The organism is Novosphingobium sp. (assembly GCF_040079535.1).
Classification (GTDB): Bacteria; Pseudomonadota; Alphaproteobacteria; order Sphingomonadales; family Sphingomonadaceae; genus Novosphingobium.
Genome location: NZ_JBEBKB010000012.1, coordinates 12,826 through 39,258, shown reverse-complemented (window position 1 = coordinate 39,258; position 26,433 = coordinate 12,826). Strand labels below are relative to the sequence as shown.

Below are 26,433 nucleotides of genomic sequence, written 5' to 3'. Positions count from 1 at the left end.
CCTTGCTCTGGCAGGAGGGTGCCGGTCAAATCGAATGATTTGAAGGGTGATAGAATTTTTCTATCATATCGGCGGGGTCAAACTGCTGTGCGGCGGTTAGACCGGCCCGGGCCATGGACCCCAAAGGATCGCGGTTTACCACCACAAGACCCAGCCGTCTGACGGCGACCTCGGGAGATATGGGCACAAACTGGCACCAATCTACACCATCGAACAAGCCGGCATAGGCATCGGGCACGATCGAGACAAAGTGGCCTGAACGAACCAATGAGAACAGCGATATGTAATTGTCTGCAATCGCTTTTGGTCTGACCGAAAGCCCGGCCTGGGCAAACTGTGCGTCAAGAATTCTGCGGTACTGCATGCCTTGGTGAAGCAGGCACAGCGGCAGCGCGGCGGCCTGTTCCCAGCTGATCTCGCGCCGGGCATCAAACCCGGTGCCGGCCCGCGCAATCAGGCGGTATTGCTCGTTGTGCAGCGGGGCGGTCAGCATGTTGGTGGGCGGCTCGTGATCCAGATAGGTAAGGCCGGCGTCAACCTCGTTGGCATGCAAGGCATGCTCAATCTCACGCGATGTTCCGGCTGTAATTGCCAGAGTAAGGCCAGGACACGACCGCACCAGCGCATCGCCAAATGGTCCGACCAGGGGCTGGGCCGATGGGATCACAAACAGCCGAAACTCGCCCGATAGCGCGGCCGCGTCGCTCGCCGCAGCCTGGGTAATTCCGCGCACCGCACCCAGCGCCTGTTCGGCCCACGGCAGAATCGCCCGGCCCTGATCGGTCAGGCCGATAAACCGGCGGTCACGCTCAACCAGCCGCTTGCCCAGCTCTTGTTCCAGCGCCGCCAGCCCGGCCGACAAGGTCGGCTGGGAAACCCCGCATTCACTGGCCGCCATAGCAAAATGCCGGGTCCGCGCCAAAGCTACCAAATAGCGCAAATGTTGCAGCTGCATCGCGGCCCTCCCTGACGGCTTAAGAGGATTTTCCTATCAGACTAGCGTATAGGGCACCACCCCGCGATTGTCCGGATCGACGCTGATTGGCCGATCGCTGGGTGGGAAGGCGCGCTGATCGCAATCACCGCGTGGACACAACCGGCATGATACGCCAATCCGGGTTGCGGCCTTGTCGCTGGCCAAATCAAGCCCATCGGCATAGACGAATTCGGATGCATGCTCAGCCTCGCAGCCCAGCGCGACGGCATAGCGGCGTGGGCTGCGGGTATAGCTGCCGCTGGGTTTGACCAGCCCCTTGGCCATCGAGACATAGCGCACCCCATCGGGTGTTTCGGCCAACTGGACCAGGATCCTGTCAGGTATCGCCACCGCTTCATGCACGATCCACAATGGGCAAGCCCCGCCAAACCGCGCGAATTGCAGGCGCGTGGCACTGTGGCGTTTGGTGATATTTCCGGCCATATCAACCCGGCAAAAGAAGAACGGAACCCCGCGCATATCCGTGCGCTGAAGCGTTGAGAGGCGGTGGCAGGTCTGCTCGAAACTGGTGCCGAAACGCTGGGCCAGCCGGTCGATATCGTGGCGCAACTCGCGCGCTTCGGTGCGGAAGCTGGCATAGGGCATCAGCAACGCGCCGGCGGCATAGTTGCACAGGCCCACGAACAGCAGCTGGCGGCTGGCGGCGCTGCCCAGCGATGCCGCCTCGACCACAGCGGCAATCTCGTCCTTGAGCGCCAGCGCGGCAAGCTGGTGGGCAAGCTGGAAGCGGCGGCTTTCGGCCGGCTGGCCGGGATCGATTGTCAGGTGGCCCATCTCGGGGTCGTAAGACCGCAGCCCTGTGACGCCTGAATAGATCAACGAGATCGACAGCGCTTGTTTGAGGTAGTCTTCGATTGCACCGGTTTCCGGTGAAAACCCGCCCAGCCGCCCGGCCACTGCCTCCGCCGCGCGGTCAATGCTATCGACATAGTTGCCGGCAAGGTGGAACCAGTCGCGTACCTCCTCCCATGGCAGGCGGGCGCCTGTTCCGCTTTCGCTGGTCAGCGCCTCGTCCACCATCTGCAGGCGCTGGCCGGTGCGGCGATAGGCTTCGTGCAGCGCGATGAAGCGGTCGGCCAGCATGGGCTGTTGCTCAGCAAAACGGGCGAGCTGCGCCGCATCGAGGGCATCGCCGAACAGCGGATCGGCATTGGCCTCGCGCAGCGCCGCCAGCCGCGTTTCCGCCGCGCCAACCCCGATCTCGCGCCAATCGAGTGGAAAGGCCCGGCTCAACCGCTCAATCAGCGCCGGGGTTAGCGGGCGATCATCGTGTTCAAGCTGCGAAAGGTAGCTGGTCGAAATCCCCAGCAGCTCGCCCATTGCCGCCTGATTAAGCGATCGCTCGGCGCGTAGCGCTTTCAATCGCTCGCCAGCGAATATTCTGCGCTTGGACATGGGCTGTTCTCCGTGCAGGGCAGGATAGTTTGCAAAGTAAGACTTCGCAACTTCGCAAATTCACATTGGACATTGCCGCATTTGCGCCGCATCCAGCACACTTCAGAATTTGTGACGGGGTGAGAATGTCCGCAAACATTGCCGAAATGGAACGCCGCCGGGCCGCCGCCAAATTGGGTGGCGGGCAAAAGCGGATCGATGCCCAGCACGCCAAGGGCAAGCTGACCGCGCGCGAACGGCTGGATATCCTGCTGGATGAGGGCAGTTTTGAAGAAATCGGCTCTTACGTAGAGCACAACTGCACCGATTTCGGCATGCCCGATCAAACCGTGCCGGGAGACGGGGTGGTGACCGGCAGCGGAACAATCAACGGCCGGCTGGTCTATGCCTATGCGCAGGATTTCACCGTGTTTGGCGGTGCGGTTTCCGAGCGCCATGCAATGAAGATCTGCAAGGTGATGGACGCGGCAATGAAAGTTGGCGCGCCGGTGATCGGGCTTAACGATAGCGGCGGTGCGCGGATCCAGGAAGGCGTTGCATCGCTGGGCGGCTATACCGAGATTTTCCAGCGCAATGTGCTGGCATCGGGGGTGGTGCCGCAGCTTAGCCTGATCATGGGGCCTTGCGCGGGCGGGGCGGTCTATAGCCCGGCGATGACCGACTTCATCTTCATGGTGAAGGACAGCAGCTATATGTTCGTCACCGGGCCCGATGTGGTGAAAACCGTGACCAACGAAATCGTGACGCAAGAGGAACTTGGCGGGGCGGTAACGCATTCCACCAAAACCTCGGTCGCCGATCTGGCGCTTGAAAATGATATCGAAGCGCTGATTACCGCGCGCGATCTGATCGATTATCTGCCACTCAACAACCAGTCCGGTGTGCCTGAACGGCCGACTTCTGATCCGTGGGACCGGATTGAGGACAGCCTCGATACCCTGATCCCAGCCAATGCCAACCAGCCTTATGACATGCATGAGGTGGTGAAAAAGGTGCTGGATGAGGGTGAGTTTTTTGAAATCCAGCCCAGCCACGCTGCCAATATCATCGTCGGGTTTGGCCGGATTGAGGGCCGCACCGTGGGCGTGGTTGCCAACCAGCCGTTCGTGCTGGCCGGCGTGCTCGATATCAACGCCAGCAAGAAGGCCGCGCGGTTTGTGCGGTTCTGCGATTGCTTCGAAATCCCGATCCTGACCTTCGTCGATGTGCCCGGCTTCCTGCCCGGCACCGCGCAGGAATACGGCGGGATCATCAAGCACGGCGCGAAACTGCTGTTCGCCTATGCCGAGGCGACCGTGCCCAAGATCACCGTGATCACCCGCAAGGCCTATGGCGGGGCCTATTGCGTGATGAGCTCAAAACACCTGCGCGGCGATTTGAACTACAGCTGGCCCACCGGCGAAATCGCGGTGATGGGCGCCAAGGGCGCGGTCGAGATCATCTTCCGCTCGGACCTGGGCGATCCGGACAAGATCGCCGAACGCACCGCGGACTATGAGGACCGCTTTGCGAACCCGTTCGTGGCGGCCAGCAAGGGGTTTATCGACGAGGTGATTCATCCAAGGAATACGCGGCGGCGGATAGCGTTGGGGCTGCGGAAGCTGAGGAACAAGAGCCTCGAGAATCCGTGGAAGAAGCATGATAATATACCGCTGTGAGGTTGGGAAATGTTTTTAAATTTCATTTGTCAGGTTGATCGTCTCAGCTCCAACGCAGGCGGCGAGCGATCCTATGGCCTTAGCACAACGAATTTCAGTCACATCTCTTCATGGGAAGACGAAAAAGAGTGGGGTCGGCAGCTTACAGAATCTCGCCATCACGTCGAGATAGTGTCATATCCAAAATCTGAGGGTCGCATTGCAAACCATCGAGATAGCGTTGAAGAACTTAGGGCACAAGGGCTCTTCAGTTCGCAAAGTGGCGGTGTGATGCTATGGTTGCCTGATGGACCGACTGGAAACTTCTTTGTATCGTTGTTGGGCGGAACAGATGGTTTAGGAGATATCGCGAAGCTTGCTGATAGCGGGCTCCAGAACCAGCACTTATTTCTGCAATTTTCCGTCAATGTTAGTTTTTCGAGTTTTGTGGAAAATCCCGACTTGGTGAGGCCTGTAACTTTCGAAATGTTTTGCGGAGGTACTCGGATGTATTTGCCGAGCTTGCCGGAAGTCCAGTTGGTGCGGAGGTCTATCCCATGAAACTAGGCCGCCTCAACCACATTGGCATCGCCACGCCGTCGATCGTGGACTCCATCGTGCATTACCGCGACGTCATGGGTGCGACGAAGATCCATGAGCCGTTTGACCTGGAATCGCAGGGGGTGAAGGTCTGCTTCGTCGATACCCCCGGCGCCGATGGTGCGCTGAATGGCACCCAGATCGAGCTGATCGAGCCGCTGCCCGGAAACACCTCGATCGCCAGCTTCCTTGAGAAAAACCCGGCCGGCGGGCAGCATCACATGTGCTACGAAGTGCCCGATGTGCACGCCGCCAAGGCCGAGTTTGAAGCCATGGGCAAGCGCGTGCTGGGCGAGCCCCGGATCGGCGCGCACGGGACGTTGATCTTCTTTTTGCATCCCAAGGACATGGGCGGGGTGCTGACCGAGATTATGGAGACGCCGAAGGCTGACGGGCATTGGTCGAACTGAATTCATAGCCCTCACCCCTTCAGGGGAGAGGGTTGGGAGAGGGGGACGGCAGACGGCCCCTCTCCAACTTCGGCTAGGCAGACGAGCTGCCAAGCCTTCGTATCCTCTCCCCTGAAGGTGAGAGGGCAATTGAGAGGATAGCTTGTGACTTACGAAACCATCCTGACCGAGCGCGTGGGCAATGTGCTGAAGCTGACGCTCAACCGGCCCGAGCGGCTCAATGCCGCCTCGATCCAGCTGGCCGAGGAACTGGGCGCTGCGTTCTATGTTCTTGGGGATGCGCGCGCGGTGCTGATCACCGGGGCGGGCAAGGGCTTCTGCTCGGGCGCCGATCTGGCCGCGCGCGGCGATCGCAGCCCGCTGGAGCAAAAGGGCGGCAGTCACCGTGCGCTGCAGAATTTCTATAACCCGTTGGTCACGCAAATCCTGCGCTGCCCGGTGCCGGTCGTGACCGCGGTCAACGGCGCGGCGGCCGGGGTCGGCTGTTCGATCGCGCTGGCTGGCGATTTCGTGCTGGCCGCCAAAAGCGCCTATTTCCTGCAGGCTTTCGTCAACATCGGCCTCGTGCCCGATGGCGGATCGACCTGGCTGCTGGCCCGCGCGATCGGCCGCGCCCGTGCCACGCGGATGATGATGCTGGGCGAAAAGATCGGCGCAGAGCAGGCCGAGGATTGGGGCCTGATCTACAAGGCGGTCGAGAACGAAGCGCTGATGGACGAGGCGATGGCGCTGGCGACCCGGCTGTCCGAAGGGCCGACCGTGTCGTACTCGACCATGAAGGCCAACATCCAGACAGCGCTTGATGGGACGCTTAGCCAAGTGCTGCTGGCCGAAGCGGAAGGCCAGCGCGACGCCGGGGCCAGCGCCGATGCGATGGAAGGCGGAATGTCGTTCATCCAGAAGCGCAAGCCGGCGTTCCAGGGCAAGTAAGATGCCGAAAATCGAAGACTGGCAGGCCGCTGCGGCCAAAGAGGTCAAGGGCAGGGATCTGACCTGGAACACGCCCGAGGGGTTCGCGATCAAGCCGCTGTATACTGCGGATGATGCCGGAGATCCGGGCCTGCCGGGATTCGCGCCGTTCACGCGCGGGGTGCGCGCCAGCATGTATGCCGGGCGGCCGTGGACGATCCGGCAGTATGCCGGTTTTTCCACCGCTGAAGAAAGCAACGCCTTCTACCGCCGCAACCTGGCGGCTGGGCAAAAGGGGCTGTCGGTCGCCTTCGATCTCGCCACGCACCGGGGCTATGACAGCGATCACCCGCGTGTGGTCGGCGATGTCGGCAAGGCCGGCGTGGCGATCGATTCTGTCGAGGACATGAAGATCCTGTTCGACGGCATCCCGCTCGATCAGATGTCGGTTTCGATGACCATGAATGGCGCGGTGATCCCGATCCTGGCGTTCTTCATCGTCGCCGGCGAGGAGCAGGGGGTCGATCAGAGCAAGCTCGACGGGACCATCCAGAACGACATCCTGAAAGAGTTCATGGTCCGCAACACCTATATCTACCCGCCCGAGCCGAGCATGCGGATCGTCTCAGACATCATCGCCTATACTTCGGCGCATATGCCCAAGTTCAACTCGATCTCGATCTCAGGATATCACATGCACGAGGCCGGAGCGACGGCGGTGCAGGAGCTGGCCTTCACCATCGCCGACGGCAAGGAGTATGCCCAGCGGGCGATGGCAGCGGGGCTCGATATCGATGCTTTCGCCGGGCGGCTGAGCTTCTTCTTCGGCATCGGCATGAACTTCTTCATGGAAGTGGCCAAGCTGCGCGCGGCGCGAACGCTGTGGCACCGGGTGATGGACGGGCTGGGCGCGAAAGACGAGCGGAGCAAGATGCTGCGCACCCACTGCCAGACCAGCGGCGTTTCGTTGCAGGAGCAGGATCCTTACAACAACGTGATCCGCACCACGATCGAGGCGATGGCCGCCACGCTGGGCGGCACGCAATCATTGCACACCAACGCGCTGGATGAGGCGATTGCCCTGCCAACCGATTTCAGCGCGCGGATTGCCCGCAACACCCAGATCGTGCTGGCCGAGGAAAGCGGGATCACCCGCGTGGTCGATCCGCTCGGCGGCTCGTATTATGTCGAGGCGCTGACTGCTGAGCTGGTCGATCAGGCCTGGGCGATGATCGCCGAAGTCGATGCGCTGGGCGGCATGACCAAAGCAGTCGCCACCGGAATGCCCAAACAGCGGATCGAGGAAGCCGCCGCCGCCAAGCAGGCCAGGGTCGATAAGGGCGAGGATGTGATCGTCGGGGTCAACAAGTACCGGCTCGATAAAGAAGATCATCTCGATACGCTGAGCATTGATAACCACGCCGTTCGTGACGGCCAGATCGCCCGGCTCAAGATAATGCGTGAAAGCCGCGACGAGGCGCAATGCCGCGCGGCGCTGGCCGCGCTGACCGAGGGCGCAAAGGGCGGGGGCAACCTGCTCGCGCTCGCCGTCGATGCCGCCCGCGCCCGGGCTTCGCTGGGCGAAATCTCCGACGCGATGGAGGTGGTGTTCGGGCGCTATGCCACTCAGCCGGTCCCGGTGACAGGGGTCTACGGCAGCGCCTACGAATTTGACAGCCGTTGGGCGCAAGTGATCGAAGGCGTCGCCGCCGTCACCCGCCGCCTGGGCCGCACGCCGCGGCTCTTGGTGGCCAAGATGGGCCAGGACGGCCACGATCGCGGCGCCAACGTGATCGCCAGTGCCTTCACCGACATGGGCTTTGACGTAACCAGTTCGCCGCTGTTCCAGACCCCGGCGGAAACGCTCGCAATGGCGCTCGAAAAGGACGTCGATGCGATCGGCGCTTCGTCGCTGGCGGCTGGCCACAAGACCCTGATCCCCGAACTGATCCGGCTTTTGCGTGAAGCCGGCCGCGCGGACATCAAAGTCGTCGCCGGCGGCGTAATCCCGCCGCAGGACTATGACTTCCTGCGCGATGCGGGAGTGCAGGGGATCTACGGGCCGGGCTCGAACGTGGTCGAATGCGCAGCGGATATGCTGCGGCTGCTGGGGCACAATATGCCGCCGGTGGGGGAGACAGCCGAGTGATATTCCGGCTTATCCAGTCCCACCGATACAACATGGCGGTCCTTGACCGCACAAAAAGGCTCGTGCGCAAGCATTTCACAGATCGTCAATGGATGATCGAAAAATTCTCAACGGATTATCTGAATGGTCGGGATTCGAGACGCTACACCGAGTTGTTCAGGAAGTACGACGTTTCCATCGAATTAGCGGCAATTCACTATTTTGATCATAGCATCGATCAATTCAAGCGAATTTTAGACATCGCACATCAAGATGATGTGGCTGAGTTAGTAAGTGAAATGGAACATGGCTTAGACCAGATGTTGTTGGCTCATCTCGGGAAAGCGTCGATTGACAATGGCAAGATTGGCGCCGCGTTGTCCGTTTTTCTTTCAAGTTTGGACCCTCAGACATCCGAACAGACCGAAGCAGTCTTTGGGCCGGACAGGGATGTGAAACCAGTGGGGGAGTAGTAGGGATGTTAGAGTGTTCGGCATGGATAGGTGTAATTGGAACTGTCGTTGGTGCCGCAACAACGCTTTCCGGTCACTGGTTAAATCATAAACTTCAAAACAAACGAGCAAACTCCATTGCAGATAAGCGGCGCGACCGATTGAAGCGCGAACTTCAAGATCAACAATACATTTGGCGCAGTATCGAACGTCTGGGTTCCTCAATCGGTGCTGATGAAGCAACAACGACCGAATTACTGATCGAAATTGGTGCGCGCGCGTCCATCACGAATGCCAAAGTATGGGCATTGGAAACTCGCGCTCCATATCCTAACGAGACAAAGATCGAAGGCAAATAGATGTTCAAAAAAATCCTCATCGCCAATCGCGGCGAAATTGCTTGCCGGATCATCAAGACTGCCCGGCGGATGGGTATCGCGACCGTCGCTGTCTATTCCGATGCCGATGCCCGCGCGCCGTTTGTGCAGATGGCGGACGAAGCCGTGCACATCGGGCCTTCACCTGCCGCGCAAAGCTATCTGATCGCGGACAAGATCATCGCGGCGTGCAAGCAGACTGGGGCCGAGGCGGTGCATCCGGGCTATGGGTTCCTCTCGGAGCGCACCTCGTTTGCCGAGGAACTGGCCAAGAACGGCATCGCGTTCATCGGCCCGCCGGTGGGCGCGATTGCGGCGATGGGTGACAAGATCGAGAGCAAGAAGCTGGCCAAGGCGGCCGGGGTCAACACCGTGCCCGGATCGCCCGAAGCGATCAAGGACACCGCCGAGGCGCTGCAAGTCAGCCGCGAGATCGGCTATCCGGTGATGATGAAGGCTTCGGCCGGGGGCGGCGGCAAGGGGATGCGGCTGGCTTACAACGACAAGGACGTTGAGGAAGGTTTTGAAGCGACCCAGCGCGAAGGGCTCAATTCGTTCGGGGACGAGCGCGTGTTCATCGAGAAATTCATCCTTGGGCCCCGCCATATCGAAATCCAGATCCTGGGCGATCAGCACGGCAACATCCTCTACCTGAACGAGCGCGAATGCAGCATCCAGCGCCGTCACCAGAAGGTGGTGGAGGAAGCGCCGTCGCCGTTCGTAACACCGGCAATGCGCAAGGCGATGGGCGAGCAGTGCGTCGCCTTGGCCCGCGCGGTCGGATATTACTCCGCCGGCACAGTTGAACTAATTGTGAGCGGCGCGGACCCCAGTGGCGAAAGCTTCTACTTCCTTGAAATGAACACCCGCCTGCAGGTGGAGCACCCGGTAACCGAGGCGATCACGGGTATCGATCTGGTTGAACAGATGATCCGTGTGGCCGCGGGCGAAAAGCTTTCCATCACGCAGGACGATGTGAAAATCGACGGCTGGGCGATCGAAAACCGCGTCTATGCCGAAGATCCCTATCGCGGGTTCCTACCCTCAACCGGGCGGCTGGTGCGCTATAATCCGCCGGTCGATGGCTGGACCGAGGACGAGGATGGCAATGGCCGCCGGGGTGTCGGCGGTGTGCGTGTGGACGATGGCGTTTATGAAGGCGGAGAAGTCTCCATGTTCTATGACCCGATGATCGCCAAGCTGGTGACCTGGGGCAAAACCCGTGACGAAGCCGCAGATCTGCAGATTCAGGCGCTTGACCGGTTCGAGATCGAGGGGCTGGGCCACAACATCGATTTCGTTTCCGCGATCATGCAGCATCCGCGTTTCCGCTCGGGCGAACTTACCACCGGGTTCATCGCCGAGGAATATCCCGATGGCTTCACCGGTGCGGCCACGTCGGACGCGGCGCTGGGGCACCTGGCCGCAATCGCCGGTTTCATCATGACCGCGCGCGCCGACCGTGCTCGCCTGACCGACCAGCAACTGGATGGCGAACTTGAACCGCCTTATGACTGGAGCGTTACCATTGCCGGCCAGACCTTTGCAGTCAGCCTGGATGAAGAGATCACGGTGGACGGCGTCGCGGTTGATCTGGCGGTGGAATACACCCCCGGCGACCGGATGATAGAAGCCAGCGTTGGTGAAGTGGACTATGGCGTAAAGGTGGAAGTGACCCGTACCGGGCTACGGCTCACCACCCACGGCATGATCCACAAGGTACAGGTCTTGCCCGCGCGGATCGCCCCGCTAACCCGGCACATGATCGAAAAAGTTCCGCCCGATCTATCTCGCTTTCTGATCTGCCCGATGCCTGGCCTGCTGGTTGCGCTGCATGTGGCCGAAGGTGACAAAGTTGAGGCCGGGCAGCCGCTGGCGGTGGTAGAGGCGATGAAGATGGAAAACATCCTGCGCGCTGAAAAGACCGCCACCGTGAAGCGGGTCAACGCGAAGCAAGGCGAAAGCCTGGCGGTGGACGCGGTGATCCTGGAGCTGGAATAATGCACCTTAGCCACGATCCGGCTACTCCGCGCGGCGAGGAAATTGAATTCGATCAATTCCTGGCCGTGGATATCCGCGTGGGCACGGTCCTTTCGGCCGAAACGTTTCCGCAGGCGCGCAAGCCTGCATTCAAACTGATGATTGATTTCGGCTCGGTGATCGGTGTGAAGAAATCCAGCGCGCAGATTGCGGATCGCTATCGGATCGAGGAACTGACGGGTCGGCAGGTAGCTGCCGTGGTCAATTTCCCGCCGCGCCAGATCGGCAAATTCATGTCCGAAGTGCTGACCCTGGGGTTTGCGGATGATGAAGGCGCGGTCATTCTGTTCTCGCCGGATCGCCAAGTGCCCAATGGTGCACGTTTGTTCTGACCCACTTGGCAATTTGACCCACCAAGACCATATTCCGATTCCCAATCGCAACAGCGGGTCGCACCGGGAGTACTGAAATGGACTGGACTGATGTGATCCGCTTCGCTCGCGGCGAAGCCAATGCCGCGCCGCGGCGCGACGAGCGAACCGAAGAGGCATGGCGCACGGCGCTGAGCCCCGAACAGTACCAGGTGCTGCGGCTGAAAGGCACCGAACGGGCCTTTTCAGATCCGATGTGCAGCCTGTTCCAGCCTGGCCGCTATGCCTGCGCAGGCTGCGGGACGTCATTGTTTGATAGCGCCAGCAAGTTTGAAAGCGGCACCGGCTGGCCCAGCTTTGCAGAGCCGGTCGCGGACGGGGTTGTGGGTTATCACCTTGATGAAAGCCACGGGATGCAGCGGATCGAAGCGCTGTGCAACGTCTGCGACGGGCACCTGGGCCACGTCTTCCCCGATGGCCCTGCGCCCAGCGGGCTGCGCTATTGCATGAACGCGCTGGCGCTGGAGAAAGAGGCTGACTGACCCCGCCGCCTGGCGTTTTGACAATAGTCTGATCCGCACCCTTGATGGGTTCTTTGTGCCCAGCGCTGCTGCGCCAGCACCGGCCCCGGCACTGACTGTTTTCAATGATGCGCTGGCTGACAAACTGGGCCTGCCGGGACACGCGGCTGGCAAGGAAGCGCTCGCCGGATGGCTTTCAGGCCGCGATACAGTGCCGGGCAGCGATCCGGTCGCCTTGGCCTATGCCGGGCATCAATTTGGCCATTTCAACCCGCAGCTGGGCGATGGCCGCGCACTTTTGCTGGGCGAAGTGATCGCGCCTGATGGGCGGCGGTTTGATCTGCAATTCAAGGGATCGGGGGCTACCCCGTTTTCCCGCCAGGCTGATGGCAAATGCACGCTTTCGGCGGCGCTCCGTGAATATCTGATGTCAGAAGCGATGGCTGCGCTGGGGGTGCCCACCACCCGCAGCCTGGCCGTGTGCACCACAGGCGAAGGGGTGTGGCGCGATGATCCGCACCACGGCGCGGTCCTGACCCGGATCGCAGCCAGCCATTTGCGGGTTGGCACGTTCGAATGGGCCGCCGCGCACAAGGGCCAAGAAGCCGTGGAGCGTTTGGCGGACTATGCGCTGGAGCGTCATTTCCCCGAGCGGATGAACGCGCCCAACCGGCCTTTGGCGCTGCTGGATGCGGTGGCCGATGCGCAAGCAGCCCTGGTCGCGAAGTGGATGGCACTCGGTTTTGTTCACGGGGTGATGAATACCGACAATGTGACAATTTCGGGCGAGACAATCGATTATGGCCCGTGCGCCGTCCTTGATGCCTATTCATCTGGGCAGGTGTTCTCGTCGATCGACAAAAACGGCCGCTATGCGTTCGGTCAGCAGCCGCTGGTTTGTCGCTGGAATCTCTACCGCCTGGCCAGTGCGCTGATCGAGGCGATCGCTGCGGTGAACGTGGCGGATACCGAGCAGGCACGGATCATGCTGGAACAATGGCCCGCGCGCTATGATGCGCACTGGCTGCGCGAAATGCGCAGCAAGCTGGGACTGGCCGCGCAGCAGGAGGGCGATATTGCGCTGGCCCAAAGCCTGTTCGCGGCGATCGAGGGTCAGAGCTGCGATTTCACCCGGCTGTTTCGGGCGCTCTCGGCCTCGCTAAGTGAAGGCTATGGGGCAGTGGCCGCGGAGCTGGCTGATCCTGAAGCGCTGCGAGGCTGGTATGAAAGCTGGCAGGCCCGGCTGGGTCAGGAACCGTGCGATCCTGTGCAGCGGGCAGCTGCGATGGAGGCGGTAAATCCGGTCTATGTGCCGCGCAACCACCTGACTGATGCAGCGCTGGAAGCCGCCCGATCAGGCGATCTGGATCAGTTTTCGGTGTTGCTGGCCGCCGTATCGCAGCCATTCGAACGCCGCGCCGGGCTTGAACAATTCGAACACGGCGCCCCCGATGGTTCGCCGCGCTTCGTAACCTATTGCGGAACCTGAGCGAACTGGGGGCGAAGGAGAATAATCATGATCAAGTCCTTGCTTGGCGCTAGCGCTGCCGTGCTGCTGGTCCTGCCTAACGCAGCCCAGGCCGAAACGATTGTGCTGGCCGGCGGATGTTTTTGGGGGATGGAAGGCGTGTTTGAACACGTGAAGGGCGTGTCCAGCGTGGTTTCAGGCTATGCAGGTGGCGGCGCCGGTGATGCCAATTATGATGCAGTTTCGACCGAACGGACCGGCCATGCAGAATCGGTGCGGATCACATTTGATCCGGCGCAGGTTTCATTGGCGCAGGTGCTAAGCATCTATTTCGTAGTGGCTCATGATCCGACCCAGCTGAACCGCCAAACCCCCGATGAAGGGCCCAGCTATCGCAGCGCGATCTTTCCGCAGAGCGCTGCGCAGCGGACCTTTAGCGAGGCGTTTATCCGCTCACTCAATGCCAAGCCGCGGTTTCGCGGGCGGATCGTTACGCGGATTGAAAGCGGCAGATTCTATCCCGCCGAAGCCTTTCATCAGGATTTCATGCGGCGGAACCCAAGTCATCCATACATCTTGCGTTGGGACATGCCCAAATTGCAAAAACTGAAGGTCAACTATCCCGAACTCTATCGCAACTAGCCAGTTTCAGGCGGGCGGGCCAAGAACCGCGTTGGTGGCCTTGGCCATTGCCTGGGCCACGTCAGCATTCCAGGGCGCGTACTCCAGTTTGGCAAAGACTTCCGGCGGCGGAAACAGCACGGTGCTGGTCTGGTATTGCTCTGGCATCAGCGCTTTGGCTGCCAGGTTGGGGGTGGGATAGAGGATCGTCTCGATCACGCGCATTCCGGCTTGTCCGCCCAGCAGATAGTCAATAAAACGGTGGGCATTTTCAGAATTTGATGCACCCATGGGCAGGCACAGATTATCACAGGTCAGCTCTGCCCCTTCGATCGGGTGGACGAAGCCGATATCCTTGTCTTCCAGCATCACCTGGGCCGCATCGCCGTTGAAATCGGCAATCAGATCAACGTGCCTGCCCAGCAGCAGATCCTGCCCATCATCCTGATGGAAGGCCTTGATCCGGGGCTTCAGGTCGCGCAGCGCTGCGGCCAGCGCCGGCACATCGTCCAGCGTTATCGTATTGGGCGGGGTGCCTCGTGCCAACGCGACAATTCGCAGCAATTGGGCAGGATCGGCTGGCAAGGCGATCCTGCCAGCAAAGGCCGGATTGGCAAGCAGATCAGCCCAGCCGCGCGGGGGCGCTGCCACCGCCGAGCGGCGATAACCGATCCCATAGGCCAGCCAGGTATAGGGCACCGAGAATTTGCGGCCGGGATCAAACGGCGCGTCACCAAAGCGCGGATCGATACTGCGCAAACCGGCAATCCGCGCCTTGCTAAGCGGCAGCAGCAAGCCTTCGCCCAACAGACGGGCAACCAGCCGGTTTGATGCCACAATCAGATCCAGCCGGGCATCGCCCTTGGCAATTTGATCAAACAGGGCATCTTCACCTGCAATCGCGCCCAACTTTACGTCAATGCCGTTGGCGTCCTTGAAATCGGCCAGGGTGGTCTCGCCCAGGTAGTTTTCCCAATTGGCAAAATTCAGGCTTGCCCGTTCACCGCAGCCACCAAGCGCAGGCAGCGATAGTCCTACGGCGCTGGCACCCAGCCCTTTGATCAGCGCGCGGCGATGGAATGTGAAGGACGATTGCATGGCTGCAATTCTATCGCTTCAAAAGCGGTTTGAAAATGGCGCGGGTAATCCGCATTGTGGATCGCTGCACCGATTGCGCGGTTGCTGCCATACTGGCATAGTTTGCGCGATGAGCAACGATCTGATTGATGAGGACGATTTCGATCCAACCCCGCCGCCTCGCACGCGGCTGGGTGTGATCGTGCTGGTGGTACTGCTGCATATTGTTGCCATAGCGGGCCTTATTCGCGCGTTTACACCCGATATCGCCGCCAAGGTGGTGGAATCGGTGTTATCTACATTCAGCGTAACGGTTGTAACCCCGCCGCCGCCGCCTCCGCCGCCGCCATCCCGTTCGGAAAAGGAAGCCGGCGATGAAGGCCGAGCCGGTAAAAAGGCCGTGCCAAAAGCGATCAAGGCGCCGGATCCGAAAATCAAACTCAGCCAGAAGCCGGCACCCAAGGCCAGCAGCACTGGCAGCGCCGATACGTCTGGCGCGACCAATCAGGGTAGCGGCACCGGCGCAGGCCGGACCGGCGATGGAACCGGTGCGGGCGGAACGGGCAATGGAACCGGCGGCGGCGCGGTATCCAAGCCATCGGTCCGATCGGGCCAGATCAACGATTCTCGCGATTTTCCGGTGCCGCCCGGCGGGCGCCAGGCGCGCTTTGGCAAGCGGGTGATCGTGCACTTCACCGTCACCACGGATGGCCGCGCCCGCAATTGCTCGGTCGCCAGTTCGTCGGTCGATGCGGATACGACCGCGCGGGTCTGCCCGCTGGTCATGCAGCGGATCCGTTTTAACCCGGCCAAGCGCGCTGATGGCACTCCGATTGAAGCGCGCTATGGCTACAAGGTGGATTTCACTGCGCGATAGCGCGCAGCGGCATGGTAGTGATTGACGCCGGGCGCGCGGTCCCTAACTCTCCGGGACATACGAATCTTCGGAGAGCACCATGGCCACCGTCCACCCCGTCCCCGCCGAATGGGCCAGCCGCGCCCTGATCAATGCCGATCGCTATGCCGAGAAGTATGCCGCAGCGCTGGCCGAGCCTGAGGCTTTCTGGCGCGAAGAAAGCGCGCGGATTGACTGGATCAGGCCGTGGACCAAACTGGGTAGCTGCTCGTTCGATCAGGCTGATTTCGGGATCGAATGGTTTTCCGACGGCACACTTAATGTTTCGGCCAATTGTCTTGATCGCCATCTGGAAACGCGCGGGGATCAGATCGCGATCATCTGGGAAGGCGATGAGCCCGATCAGCAGCGCAAGATTACCTATCGTGAACTGCACGCGGATGTCTGCCGGATGGCCAATGCGCTGAAAGACCTGGGCGCGAAGCGCGGTGATCGGATCACGATCTATATGCCGATGGTGCCCGAAGCGGCTACGGCGATGCTGGCCTGCACCCGGATCGGGGCGATCCATTCGATCGTGTTTGGCGGCTTCAGCCCAGAGGCTTTGGCGGGCCGGATCCAGGACTGCGACAGCAACATCGTGATCACCGCAGATGCCGGGATGCGCGGGGGCAAGCTGGTGCCGCTGAAGGCCAATGTCGATGCCGCACTCGAGCAGTGCCCTTCGGTGTCGGAAGTGCTGGTGGTGCGCCATGTCGGCCACGACGTGGGCATGATCGAAGGCCGCGATCACTGGTGGCACAAGCTGCGCGCCGCGGTTTCAGCCGATTGCCCGGCCGAAGAAATGGGCGCGGAAGACCCGCTTTTCATCCTTTATACCTCCGGCTCTACCGGCAAGCCCAAAGGGGTGCTGCACACCACAGGCGGTTATCTGACCTGGGCAGCAATGACGCACCAATATGTGTTCGATTACCGCCCGGGTGAGATATATTGGTGCGCGGCCGATGTCGGCTGGGTCACCGGTCATTCCTATGTTGTCTATGGTCCGCTGGCTAACGGGGCGACCACGGTTATGTTCGAGGGCGTACCCAATTATCCCACCCACAGCCGGTTTTGGGAAATCGTTGACCGGCACAAAGTAGAAATTTTTTATGGCGCACCTACCGCCTTGCGTGCCCTGATGCGCGAAGGTGATGTCTGGGTAAAGCAGACCAGCCGGGCAAGTCTGCGCCTGCTGGGTTCGGTCGGCGAGCCGATCAATCCTGAGGCCTGGGAATGGTATTGGCGGGTCGTGGGCGATGAACGCTGCCCGATTGTTGATACCTGGTGGCAAACCGAAACCGGCGCCTGCATGATGACCCCGCTGCCCGGGGCACATGCGCTCAAACCGGGAGCGGCCAGCTTTCCGATGTTCGGCGTAGTGCCATTGATCGTGGATGCAGATGGCCGCGAACTGCATGGGGCAGCCGAGGGCAATCTATGTATCCGGCAATCCTGGCCGGGGCAGATGCGCACCGTCTACGGCGATCACGAGCGTTTCTTCCAGACTTACTTCAGCACATACAAGGGGCTCTACTTTACCGGTGACGGCTGCAAACGCGATGAAGGCGGATACTACTGGATTACCGGACGGGTCGATGATGTGATCAACGTTTCTGGCCACCGGATGGGCACCGCCGAGGTTGAATCGGCATTGGTCGCCCATGCCAAGGTGGCCGAAAGCGCGGTTGTTGGAATGCCGCATGAGATCAAAGGGCAGGGGATCTATGCCTATGTCACACTCAACGCCGGTGAAGAGCCAAATGACGATGTCCGCAAAGAGCTGGTTGCCTGGGTCCGCCGCGAAATCGGCCCGATCGCTACCCCTGATGTGATCCATTTTGCCCCGGCCTTGCCCAAGACCCGCAGCGGCAAAATCATGCGCCGGATCCTGCGCAAGATTGCCGAGGGGGATACCAGCAACCTTGGCGATATCTCAACCCTGGCCGATCCAGCGGTGGTTGATGTGTTGCTGGCGGGCGGGCGTTAAGGCTGCTTTGTGATTCGCAGCATGCTGGTATTGTAGCCCATTGCCTTGACCCGGCCGATCAGGCCATCGACTTGCGCCGGGCCCGGCTGCGCCTCGCGCGAGAGGATCCACAGATACTTGCCTGAAGGTTCACCTACGATTGCCCAGCTGTAATCCTCGGCGTGATCCAACACCCAGTAATCGCCATAGAACGGACCGAAGAAGCTGACCTTGAGCTTCGCCCCGGTCGCCACGTCAACGATCTTGGCCTTGCCATTGGCCTGCTTGATCTTGCCATCGGGCTTGCGGCAGGTGTTGATCACCGAAATCTTGCCGTCTTCGCGCAGCGCGTAATCGGCTGTCACGCCGTCGCAATCCTTCTGGAAGCCCTGCTCATACCGGGCAATCTCGTACCACCGCCCAAGATAGCGGGTTACATCTACCGTTTTGGCTGGCTGCGGAACGGCAGTGTTGCCGATTGGTGGATTGGCCAACAGGGTGGCGCAGCCCCCAAGTGCAGCGCTAGCAAGTGTGATGGCGCCAAGCGCGGCAAGAGATTTCTTGTTCATGGTTAAGCCCTATCCTTGAACGATGCTTTCTGCAGCCTGAAGCAAGGCTGCGCGGTGACTGATAATCCAAGACCACGCTTGGCTGAACCAGGGCAGATGTCTATTGGGGCACGATGATCGCCCAAACCATCCAGCTCGCGCTTGCTCCGGTCTTTGTACTGGTAGCGATTGGCAATATCATGAACCTGTTGTCCAGCAGGCTGGGCCGGGTGGTTGATCGCAGCCGTGAATTGCAGGACCAGCACATGGCCACCCAGGGGCCGGAACACGATCGGGTTGTCGCCGAAATTCGGCTGCTGGATCGGCGGATCCGGCTGATTACCCGCGCAATCCTGCTGCTGGTATCAAGTGGGCTGGCGATCGGAATGACTGTTGCGGTGCTGTTTCTGGAAGAATTGGCCGCGATTGAATTGCAACGCGTGGCAGCCAGCACATTTCTGGTGGCGATTGGGCTGCTGATGTGGGCGCTGCTGTTGTTCCTCAGCGAAACCCGAACAGCGGCACAGCAACTAAAAATCCCGCGCGCCTATCTGGAAAGCTAGGCCAGTAATTTCTGGGCTTTTTCTTCGATTGTGCCGCGAACCATCGGCTCGATAAACGCCAATCCGGCGGGTAGCGCGATCTCAAACACAATCGCTGCATCTTCCACTTCGACATGGCCATTTACAGTTTTGCCCATCGCGGTGACGGTGATGGCCATGCGATCGATGCCGGGCCAATCAATTGCAACCTGGGCCATTCCGCCCGGAAATAACCCGGCCATTTCGCCCGAGCGATCGTGCAGGCGGCGGCGCGCCTCTTCGCGGCCCAATTGGTGTGCAATCGGAATTCGCACTAAAGCGCCTTTTCGCTGTCGTGCAAAGCTTCGCCGTATTTGTAATCCAGATAGCGGGTGCTGATTGCCAGATTGTCGATCGCGCCGGCCGCCAACTGGCGGGTCAGGCTGTCAATCTCTCCACTGATCGTGGAAAGGCCATCAAGAAAGCGCGTGTTGGGGCTGCCGCCGGGGTTATCCTCATAGCGCAAATGCTCCGGGATTTTTTGATAGCCGTCGATCAATCCCGGCAGGTGCTCACCCACCAGTTTGCGCACTTCCATCGCTTTGGGGTGGTTCTGGTCAACGTGGATCAACTGATCGCCCAAAACATCCAGCTGGAGCCCGATCGTATCGACCAGTTTCACCGCAGGCGGGGGCAACGCGCGGCGTTGGCTTTCCAGCCAAAGCTCGGTTCGGCCCACCATGGTCTTCACATCTGCCTGAGCCGGGTTGAGATCGGATAGCGATGGCATTTTCATTTCGGGATATTTGCCAAATGCCCACACCGCAAAACCGGTTGCCAGCGCGCCCAGCGCAAGCCCGCCAAGGCCGATACCGCTAAGGATCCAGCCGATTGCGGTTAGGCCCAGCCAGATTCCGCCAACGGCCAGCGCGATATTGCGCAACTTGCGGCCGAGGTGGCCGCGCCTGATCCGCACTGCGCCTTGCGGGGCCAGCCGCCGCCCGCCCGCGCGCTGCACGCTAAGGCTTTGGCGTGCGGCGCGGATGATCTGATCCGATTGGTGCGAAGGCGTGGTCATCGATCCGCTATTCCGCGCTTAGCAGGCTGGGCGCGTCGTGAACGACCTGGGCCTGTGCAGCACCTTCTGCCCGGGCGATATAGCCCTTTGATTTTTCAACTTCAGAGGAAAGCGTGGTGACTGTCTGCTTCATGCTTTCCAGCGCCTTCATCTTGAAGGTATCGATATTGTCCATCGTGTCATAAATGTTCTGAAAGGCGCGCTGCAGCGTTTCAATCGGGATGGTGCTGCTGGCAGCCATTTCATGGATCTTGCCAGTCTGTTCGCGCAGCAATGTTCCGGTTGAATCGATCAGGCCGGCGGTGGTGCTGTTCAGCGCCGTTACCTGTTCCAGAACCAGCCGTTGGTTGGCCATTGCCTGTGAAACGGTAACCGCAGTGCGCAGTGCGGCCACGGTTGTGGTGCTGGCCCGATCAACGCCCTTGACCAGTTCAACATTGTTTTTCTTGACCAGATCAAGCGCGAGGTAGCCCTGAACCGAGACTGCCATTTGGGTCAGCAGATCCTGGGTGCGCTGGCGGACATAGAACAGGGCGCTTTCGCGCAGCGCCTTGGCCTTGGCCGGATCGCTTGCATCCAGATCGGCAGCCTTGTCTTCCAGCTTTCCGTCCAGCGCCTTGGAGATAAGGATCATCTGTTCCAACTGGCCCATCGCTTCCCACAGCTTCTGGCGCTCTACATCGATGGCCGCATTGTCCATCAAAAGCTCATCCTTGCCCGAACCCAGATGGCCCAGAACAGCCTGGATATGCCCCTGCGCGCTTTCGTAACTTTGAAAATAGCGTTTCATCGAATTGCCGAACGGGATGATACCCAGAAACTTGCGGCCCTTTGAAAGCTTGCCTTGCTTGCCAGGATCAAGCGTTTCAACTGTCTTGCGCAATTCGGCCAGATTGGCACCCACGCCTGAATCCTTGTCCATCGCGCGGATCGGGCGATCGAGGAATCGGTTCGACATTCCAGCCGCCGCCATGATTTCCTTGCGGCCCATATTGGTGATCTGATCGACCTTTTTGCCGAATTCGGGCGAATTGGTATCGACCGAGACCAGGTCCTCAACAAAGGCATCGACCTTGGCCGCCAGCTTGCTCTTGTGATCATCCGACACGGGGACAAGCCCAGCAGCCTTTTCGGGCATCACGACCGGCACGGGATCGGGCGCAGAGAGCTTGAGTTCGGTAGCAGTATCGGTTGCAGTCGGCATGATGGCCATGGTCATTTGATCCGTTGCAGTTAACGCCGCTCCGATGTGGGGCGGCCTTGGCTGAGTTGCAAGCTGTGTTATCGAAATAAGACACGCTGGGCAAGGACAAGCTGTTGCAATTGCGCGCCGTTGACCTAGCGTTGTGCGATGACGAATGATCCCACTTTCGATCAGCTGGTTCGGCTCTCCGCCCGGATCGGTTGCCTCAGCTTTGGCGGGCCAGCCGGGCAGATTGCGCTGATGCACCGAGAGATTGTGGAAGAACGCAGGTGGGTTAGCGAGGAACAGTATCTCCACGCGTTAAACCTGTGCCACCTGCTGCCGGGCCCCGAAGCACAGCAACTGGCGATCTGGATCGGGTGGAAGCTGCACGGGTTGAAGGGTGGGCTGGCGGCTGGCCTGTTGTTCGTTATCCCCGGCGCTTTGGTTATTCTTGCGCTATCAGTGCTTTATGGCTTTGCGGCGCACCTTGGCTGGTTTTCAGCACTGTTTTTGGGAATCAAGGCGGCAGTGCTGGCAGTAGTTGTGCAGGCGTTGCTGCGGGTTGCGGGCCGGGCGCTGAACACACGCTTCAAATCCGTCATCGCGGCTTTGGCTTTTGCCGCGCTGTTTGCGTTTTCGGCACCGTTCCCTTTGGTGCTGCTGGTGGCTGCAATGCTGGGCATGGCAGCCACCATTTTGCGGCCTGATTGGCTGGCGCTGAAGCCGGTTGGCATGGCCCACGATCTTGGCGGGCGCCCATGGCGGCAAAGTGTGTCTGCTATCGCCGGCTTTGGCGTGCTGTGGGCGATGCCGATGGCCCTGATCGCGGTGACACTGCCGAAGGGCCACGTTCTTTGGCAGATCGGCGTATTTTTTTCCAAGCTGGCGGTGGTCACATTTGGCGGGGCCTATGCGGTGTTGGCCTATATGGCGCAGCAAGCGGTTGAGAATCACCATTGGCTAAGCGCGCGCGAAATGGCCGATGGGCTGGGCCTGGCGGAAACCACGCCCGGGCCGCTGATCATGGTCACGCAATTCGTCGGTTATCTGGCTGCATTCCGCGAACCAGAACCGTTCACGCCGCTGGTAGGCGGGCTGATCGGTGCCTTGCTCACCACATGGGTCACGTTCGTGCCGTGCTTCCTGTGGATTTTCACACTGGCCCCATGGATGGAGCGGCTGGAACGCTCGCCGTGGCTAAAAGGAGCCCTGGCGGCGATCACCGCAGCTGTAGTGGGGGTGATCGCCAACCTCTCACTATGGTTTGCGCTGTATGTGCTGTTCAATGCCGGGCAGAAAGTTTCGCTTGGCCCGCTGCACTTCGAAGCGCCATTGCTGGCCAGCCTCGATTGGCGCGCGACAGTGCTGGCTATAATTGCCGGATTGCTGATTTTCGGTGCGAGGTGGAACATTATCCGGGTATTGGCGATTGGCGCCGCCGGAGGATTGCTGCTGGGCATGGTGCCTTGAACAGGAGGCAATAGGGTATGACCGATATTTCACGCCGCAAGGCAATTGGCGGGATTGCCGTGGGATTGGCCGCAGGCGCGGCGGCAAGTCCCGCCGTGGCACAGCCAGCAGCAGTTTCCGAACCGCGCAAGCCCACCCCGGCATTTTCAGCTACCCACCAGCCGCGTCCGCTGGCGTTTGATCCTGCCACGCTCGATGGTCTGTCTGAAAAACTGATCCGTTCGCACTGGGAGAACAATTACCAGGGCTCGGTCAAGGCTCTCAACATGATCGAAGGGCGGCTGGCGTCGGCAATGACGGATAAGGATTTTCCGGCAGCAGCCTACGGCGGGCTCAAGCGCGAGGAACTGCACAGAACAGGATCAGTAGTGCTGCACGAGCTTTATTTTGAGCAATTCGGCGGCGCTGGTGTTGGAACAGCGCAGGGCGCGCTGCGTGATCGGCTGGCGCTGGGGTTTGGCTCGTTCGAAGCCTGGGAAGCAGAATTCCGCCGCACCGCCATGGCGCTGGCGGGCGGCTCAGGCTGGTGCATACTTGCCTGGAACCGGCACACTGGCTCGCTCCACAATTACTGGGCCTGGGATCACACCAACGGCCCGGCAGATAGTGCGCCGCTGCTGGTGCTCGATATGTATGAACATGCATTCCACATGGACTATGGCAGCGCTGCGGCCAAATATGTCGATGCCTTCATGCGCAACATTGATTGGAAGGTTGCTGAAGCCAGATTCAAGATTGCGCTCAGTTAACCGTCAGCACGGCGATTGGCTTGGCCCGGCGCGTGGAATCGCGATTTGCGCCGTTCTGAAAACTGAGATCAACATCAACCAGCGTTTGAGCCGCATTGGGTCGGCCGAAATTGCGCCCCAGCCTAACCAGTACATGGCCGGCACCATTGGGGTTGATCCGATCGGCATCATAGCCGTTGATCCGGACCCGGTATTCGCCTTTCGGCGCGCGGCGGATCGCGTATTCTTCAGGCCCATAGCCGTCGGTCATATCGTTTGATATCTGCCCGCCGGATGCGGAGCGATTGTTGCTGTACATTACCCGCTCACCGCAGGGTTCATCCACCCACAGATCAATATCGGCATCGTCCGCCGTCCATTCGATCACGATCCGGGCGTCGGTATCCAGCAGGCCGACCAGACGCGGATCCAGCTCCCATTCGCCGTCCCAGGCGTCGATCACCGGGATCAAGGAATTGGCTTCCATCAGTGCGATCACTTCCAGCCCATCGAAATCGCCACCGGCATATTCGGGATCAAGTGCAACCCTGACCAGCAGACCAAAAGCCCGCTCCAGATCGGCTAGCCCGGCCTTGCCGCGCGCCTTTCCGCGCGCCGCCAATGCCAACGCCAGCACACGCTGGGGCTGCGGGCGAAAGCTGGCGCCCGCAGCAAAGCGTTCGGCCAGCTGCACAGCGCGGTCATATTCCCCGTCACGCTCAAGCCGGAATGCCACGATTTGCAGCGTTTCATCATTGCTTTCGGCAAACTCCAACGCCGAAAGCAGCAATTCGCGCGCCGTGGCAAAATCGCCTTTCAGACGGAACCATTCGGCCACATCGAAATAGAACGCGGGCAGGGTGCCGAATTCTGCTTCCTGTTTGGCCAGCGCAGCCAGCCGCTGATCGGGCGCGGCGGCATCAAGCGCCTTAAGGTACGCCCGATCGGCCAGCATGGCTTCAAGCTTAACTTCTACAGAGGCGTTATCCTGTCCCGAAACGGAGGTAACGGGAATCGCGCTGGAAAGATTGGGACCATCGATCCTGCTGCCAGTGACAACGATTTGCGGTGATGCTTCTTCATCAGCACCGCCATCCCTATTGGCTGGCGCGGCATCTGCGGCTGTAACAGTAGTAAGCCGGGCTGGCGCCGGCGGAGCGCCCGGAGGCGGGGCAGGGGGCGGTGCGCCAGCTTCTTCGGCGGCTTCACCGCCCTGTTGATCCTGTTCGCGCTTCGAACGCGGCGGGGGCGGAGTGAACTTCTGGTTCCACCATTCGCGGCGTTCCTTCCAGCGTTCCACCACCGTCTGAAGGCGGCGATCATCGGCGCTGCGCTTGGCCTTGCTGCGCTCAGCCTTGCCTTGCTGATACTGCTCCATCCAATCCTTCGGGAATCCCGGCGGCGGCGCGATATCGGCCGCAAGGTATTGCTGCGGATTGTCGAGCACCAGGAACGACATCGCCGGTCCCGCCACCTGAAACGCGCGTGACATCTTGACCATGGCAGCGTGATCGGCCGGATCTGAGCTCAGCTCGGACACTTTATCGCTGGCCCATAGCGCGCCCGCAGCATCCAGCGGCTGGCCCAGGCTTGCGGTGGGGTACTGCTGCTGGATCACTCGCCCATCAGGCCGGGCAACCCGAATGGTCAGTGGGGCGGAAGAGGGCAGGGTGTAGTCATCGGGCATTTCGCCCACCAGCAGCCATTTGCCTTCGGGCGCGGCCAATGCGCGCCAGGCCACTTTACCGCCCTCGCCATCGCGCACTGAAACCACGGTATAGTTGCTGCCTGTCATCGCGGCGACGGCTTCTGGACCTTGGCCTTTGGCAATCCGCACGAATTTGCCCTGCTGGCGCTGGGCAATCCGGCCAAGCCGCGCGGCATCGGCAGCAGGATCGGCAGACAGTGTAAACAAGCGGCAATCAGGCCGGAATGCAGCGGCATGATCGATAGTCACCCGGCCATCAGAGACCATCACGCAGCGCCCGGCATCGGCCAGCTTGAGGTCTTCCAACCCGGCCAGAGAGGTTCCGCCGCGATAGGTTACGCCGGCCAGCGTCCGGATCAGCGCAGGGCCGTCAGCCAGCGTGGTCACTTGGGGTTCCCCGCTGGAGAAAGTCACCAGATCGATCGCAACCGGATTGGTTCTGGCAACAAGCGCGGCCAGTGCATTGGCCTCGTCACCGGTCCCTGCCAGTTTGTGCGATAGTGAACGGTCCCAGTAGACCCGTAGCCGCTCACCTTGCTTTACTCCAAGGCTGGCTGCCGGGGCCTGATCCGAAATCACAAAAAACCGCCGGCCATTGGCGTGGCGCAGCACCTGGATCGGTGCTTCTGGTCGCCCGCCCGCCAGCACCAGCCCGCCTGTCATCCGGCTGGCACTGGCCAGGGTGCTGCCTTGCCAGATCGCGCCCTGACGATGCAGCTTGATCTCTTGCCCTGCAAACCGCAGCGCGGGGGCATCGGCAAATCCCTGCGCGGTCAGGCTGATCTTTACCTTGCCAACCGGAAGTTCCGTATCAAGCGGCAGGATCAGGCCGCGGGCGGGATCGAACGGTGCCGAAAAACGCAGCCTGAAACGCCGCGGCATTGCCTTGGTCACGGGATAGATCTGGGTCTGGAATTTGTTCTGCGCGGTTACTTCGGCCAGCCCGGGATCAATCCCGCGCCGCACGGTATCCTCATACACGTTGCGGGCCTTGGCCTGTTCGATCAGCTGACCGGGGATCAGATTGCCCGCCACATCCAGCGCATAACCGGTGACCACGGCATCGGTGGGCAGGGCCATTACCAGCCGGGCTTCCTGCTCGGTACTGTCACCCTGCTCGTTGCTTTCGATCAGCATATCGATCTGCACGTCGGCCATCGGCCCGACCACTTTGGCATCGATCACCAGATCAGCGATCCGCAGCCGCTGACGTGCAGCAGCTGGATCGGGTTCGTCGTTTACGCCGCGCGCAGCCGCGCTCAGCAGGATACCGAGTTCCTTGGGCGTAGGATCGGCCGGCGCGACAAAGGCTACCATCAGCACCAGCATTGCCAGAAAATTGCGGATCCAGCCCATCACCCGACTCCCCAAGTCCCTTTTGTTGCGA

At 60.6% G+C, this 26,433-nt stretch carries 23 protein-coding genes and 1 pseudogene; 16 read left to right on the top strand and 8 right to left on the bottom strand.

Annotated features, from left to right (window positions below):
* Positions 1–25 precede the first annotated feature (25 nt).
* A complete protein-coding gene (locus ABL914_RS05955) occupies positions 26–955 on the bottom strand; it encodes a LysR family transcriptional regulator (RefSeq protein WP_391562246.1) in 930 nt (309 codons plus the stop codon).
* Positions 956–991: 36 nt separating this feature from the next.
* Entirely contained in the window at positions 992–2,392 is a 1,401-nt protein-coding gene (locus ABL914_RS05950) for a short-chain fatty acyl-CoA regulator family protein (protein WP_391562245.1), read from the bottom strand.
* Positions 2,393–2,517: 125 nt separating this feature from the next.
* Between ABL914_RS05950 and ABL914_RS05945 the strand changes: the two genes are divergently transcribed.
* The 11 genes from ABL914_RS05945 (at position 2,518) to msrA (ending at position 13,887) form a co-directional block, all read left to right on the top strand.
* Positions 2,518–4,050, top strand: coding sequence for an acyl-CoA carboxylase subunit beta (locus ABL914_RS05945; RefSeq protein WP_391562244.1), 1,533 nt, complete (start codon positions 2,518–2,520; stop codon positions 4,048–4,050).
* A gap of 536 nt (positions 4,051–4,586) precedes the next feature.
* A complete protein-coding gene (gene mce / locus ABL914_RS05940) occupies positions 4,587–5,039 on the top strand; it encodes a methylmalonyl-CoA epimerase (RefSeq protein WP_391562243.1) in 453 nt (150 codons plus the stop codon).
* 144 nt (positions 5,040–5,183) lie between these two features.
* The gene (locus ABL914_RS05935; protein WP_391562242.1) at positions 5,184–5,969 is read left to right on the top strand and encodes an enoyl-CoA hydratase-related protein; all 786 of its coding nucleotides are present in this window, start codon (positions 5,184–5,186) and stop codon (positions 5,967–5,969) included.
* A gap of 1 nt (position 5,970) precedes the next feature.
* Positions 5,971–8,097: a methylmalonyl-CoA mutase gene (scpA, locus tag ABL914_RS05930; protein ID WP_391562241.1), complete on the top strand. Its 2,127-nt coding sequence runs from the start codon at positions 5,971–5,973 to the stop codon at positions 8,095–8,097.
* Positions 8,098–8,189: 92 nt separating this feature from the next.
* Positions 8,190–8,549, top strand: a complete 360-nt coding sequence (locus ABL914_RS05925) for a hypothetical protein (RefSeq protein ID WP_391562240.1) — start codon at positions 8,190–8,192, stop codon at positions 8,547–8,549.
* Positions 8,550–8,554: 5 nt separating this feature from the next.
* Complete coding sequence (locus tag ABL914_RS05920) at positions 8,555–8,887, top strand: hypothetical protein (protein ID WP_391562239.1); 333 nt, start codon at positions 8,555–8,557, stop codon at positions 8,885–8,887.
* The gene (locus ABL914_RS05915; protein ID WP_391562238.1) at positions 8,888–10,906 is read left to right on the top strand and encodes a biotin carboxylase N-terminal domain-containing protein; all 2,019 of its coding nucleotides are present in this window, start codon (positions 8,888–8,890) and stop codon (positions 10,904–10,906) included.
* Positions 10,906–11,277 (top strand): tRNA-binding protein, encoded by a 372-nt coding sequence (locus ABL914_RS05910; protein ID WP_391562237.1) that lies wholly within the window; start codon positions 10,906–10,908, stop codon positions 11,275–11,277. Before ABL914_RS05915 ends, ABL914_RS05910 begins: the two co-directional genes overlap by 1 nt.
* Before the next feature lie 77 nt (positions 11,278–11,354).
* Positions 11,355–11,798 (top strand): peptide-methionine (R)-S-oxide reductase MsrB, encoded by a 444-nt coding sequence (msrB, locus tag ABL914_RS05905; RefSeq protein ID WP_391562236.1) that lies wholly within the window; start codon positions 11,355–11,357, stop codon positions 11,796–11,798.
* Positions 11,791–13,266 carry a YdiU family protein gene (locus ABL914_RS05900; RefSeq protein WP_391562282.1) on the top strand — a complete coding sequence of 492 codons (1,476 nt, stop codon included), beginning with the start codon at positions 11,791–11,793 and terminating at the stop codon, positions 13,264–13,266. Before msrB ends, ABL914_RS05900 begins: the two co-directional genes overlap by 8 nt.
* A gap of 27 nt (positions 13,267–13,293) precedes the next feature.
* Positions 13,294–13,887: a peptide-methionine (S)-S-oxide reductase MsrA gene (gene msrA / locus ABL914_RS05895; RefSeq protein WP_391562235.1), complete on the top strand. Its 594-nt coding sequence runs from the start codon at positions 13,294–13,296 to the stop codon at positions 13,885–13,887.
* A 186-nt stretch (positions 13,888–14,073) separates the two neighbouring features.
* Here the strand turns inward: msrA and ABL914_RS05890 are convergent.
* Positions 14,074–14,964 (bottom strand): annotated as a pseudogene (locus ABL914_RS05890) (PotD/PotF family extracellular solute-binding protein); the annotation flags it as partial.
* 109 nt (positions 14,965–15,073) lie between these two features.
* Between ABL914_RS05890 and ABL914_RS05885 the strand changes: the two are divergent.
* Together ABL914_RS05885 and acs are read left to right on the top strand one after the other, a co-directional pair.
* On the top strand, positions 15,074–15,820 hold the full coding sequence (locus tag ABL914_RS05885) for a TonB family protein (protein ID WP_391562234.1): 747 nt from the start codon (positions 15,074–15,076) through the stop codon (positions 15,818–15,820).
* A gap of 79 nt (positions 15,821–15,899) precedes the next feature.
* Positions 15,900–17,828 carry an acetate--CoA ligase gene (gene acs / locus ABL914_RS05880; protein ID WP_391562233.1) on the top strand — a complete coding sequence of 643 codons (1,929 nt, stop codon included), beginning with the start codon at positions 15,900–15,902 and terminating at the stop codon, positions 17,826–17,828.
* Here acs and ABL914_RS05875 read toward each other — a convergent pair.
* Complete coding sequence (locus tag ABL914_RS05875; protein WP_391562232.1) at positions 17,825–18,376, bottom strand: lipocalin family protein; 552 nt, start codon at positions 18,374–18,376, stop codon at positions 17,825–17,827. The genes acs and ABL914_RS05875 overlap by 4 nt on opposite strands.
* A gap of 113 nt (positions 18,377–18,489) precedes the next feature.
* Here ABL914_RS05875 and ABL914_RS05870 point away from each other — a divergent pair, with 113 nt between their 5' ends.
* Positions 18,490–18,918 carry a DUF2721 domain-containing protein gene (locus ABL914_RS05870; RefSeq protein ID WP_391562231.1) on the top strand — a complete coding sequence of 143 codons (429 nt, stop codon included), beginning with the start codon at positions 18,490–18,492 and terminating at the stop codon, positions 18,916–18,918.
* Here the strand turns inward: ABL914_RS05870 and ABL914_RS05865 are convergent.
* The 3 genes from ABL914_RS05865 to ABL914_RS05855 are packed head-to-tail and all read right to left on the bottom strand — an operon-like array spanning position 18,915 to position 21,173.
* Entirely contained in the window at positions 18,915–19,211 is a 297-nt protein-coding gene (locus ABL914_RS05865) for a polyhydroxyalkanoic acid system family protein (protein ID WP_391562230.1), read from the bottom strand. The genes ABL914_RS05870 and ABL914_RS05865 overlap by 4 nt on opposite strands.
* Positions 19,211–19,954, bottom strand: coding sequence for a hypothetical protein (locus tag ABL914_RS05860; protein WP_391562229.1), 744 nt, complete (start codon positions 19,952–19,954; stop codon positions 19,211–19,213). Before ABL914_RS05860 ends, ABL914_RS05865 begins: the two co-directional genes overlap by 1 nt.
* A 7-nt stretch (positions 19,955–19,961) precedes the next feature.
* On the bottom strand, positions 19,962–21,173 hold the full coding sequence (locus tag ABL914_RS05855; RefSeq protein ID WP_391562228.1) for a toxic anion resistance protein: 1,212 nt from the start codon (positions 21,171–21,173) through the stop codon (positions 19,962–19,964).
* Between the two features lie 132 nt (positions 21,174–21,305).
* Here ABL914_RS05855 and chrA point away from each other — a divergent pair, with 132 nt between their 5' ends.
* Positions 21,306–22,610 carry a chromate efflux transporter gene (gene chrA, locus ABL914_RS05850; protein WP_391562227.1) on the top strand — a complete coding sequence of 435 codons (1,305 nt, stop codon included), beginning with the start codon at positions 21,306–21,308 and terminating at the stop codon, positions 22,608–22,610.
* Between the two features lie 17 nt (positions 22,611–22,627).
* Positions 22,628–23,359, top strand: coding sequence for a superoxide dismutase (locus ABL914_RS05845; RefSeq protein ID WP_391562226.1), 732 nt, complete (start codon positions 22,628–22,630; stop codon positions 23,357–23,359).
* Here the strand turns inward: ABL914_RS05845 and ABL914_RS05840 are convergent.
* Positions 23,352–26,402, bottom strand: a complete 3,051-nt coding sequence (locus ABL914_RS05840; protein ID WP_391562225.1) for a VIT domain-containing protein — start codon at positions 26,400–26,402, stop codon at positions 23,352–23,354. The two genes, ABL914_RS05845 and ABL914_RS05840, sit on opposite strands and share 8 nt — an antisense overlap.
* Positions 26,403–26,433 lie beyond the last annotated feature (31 nt).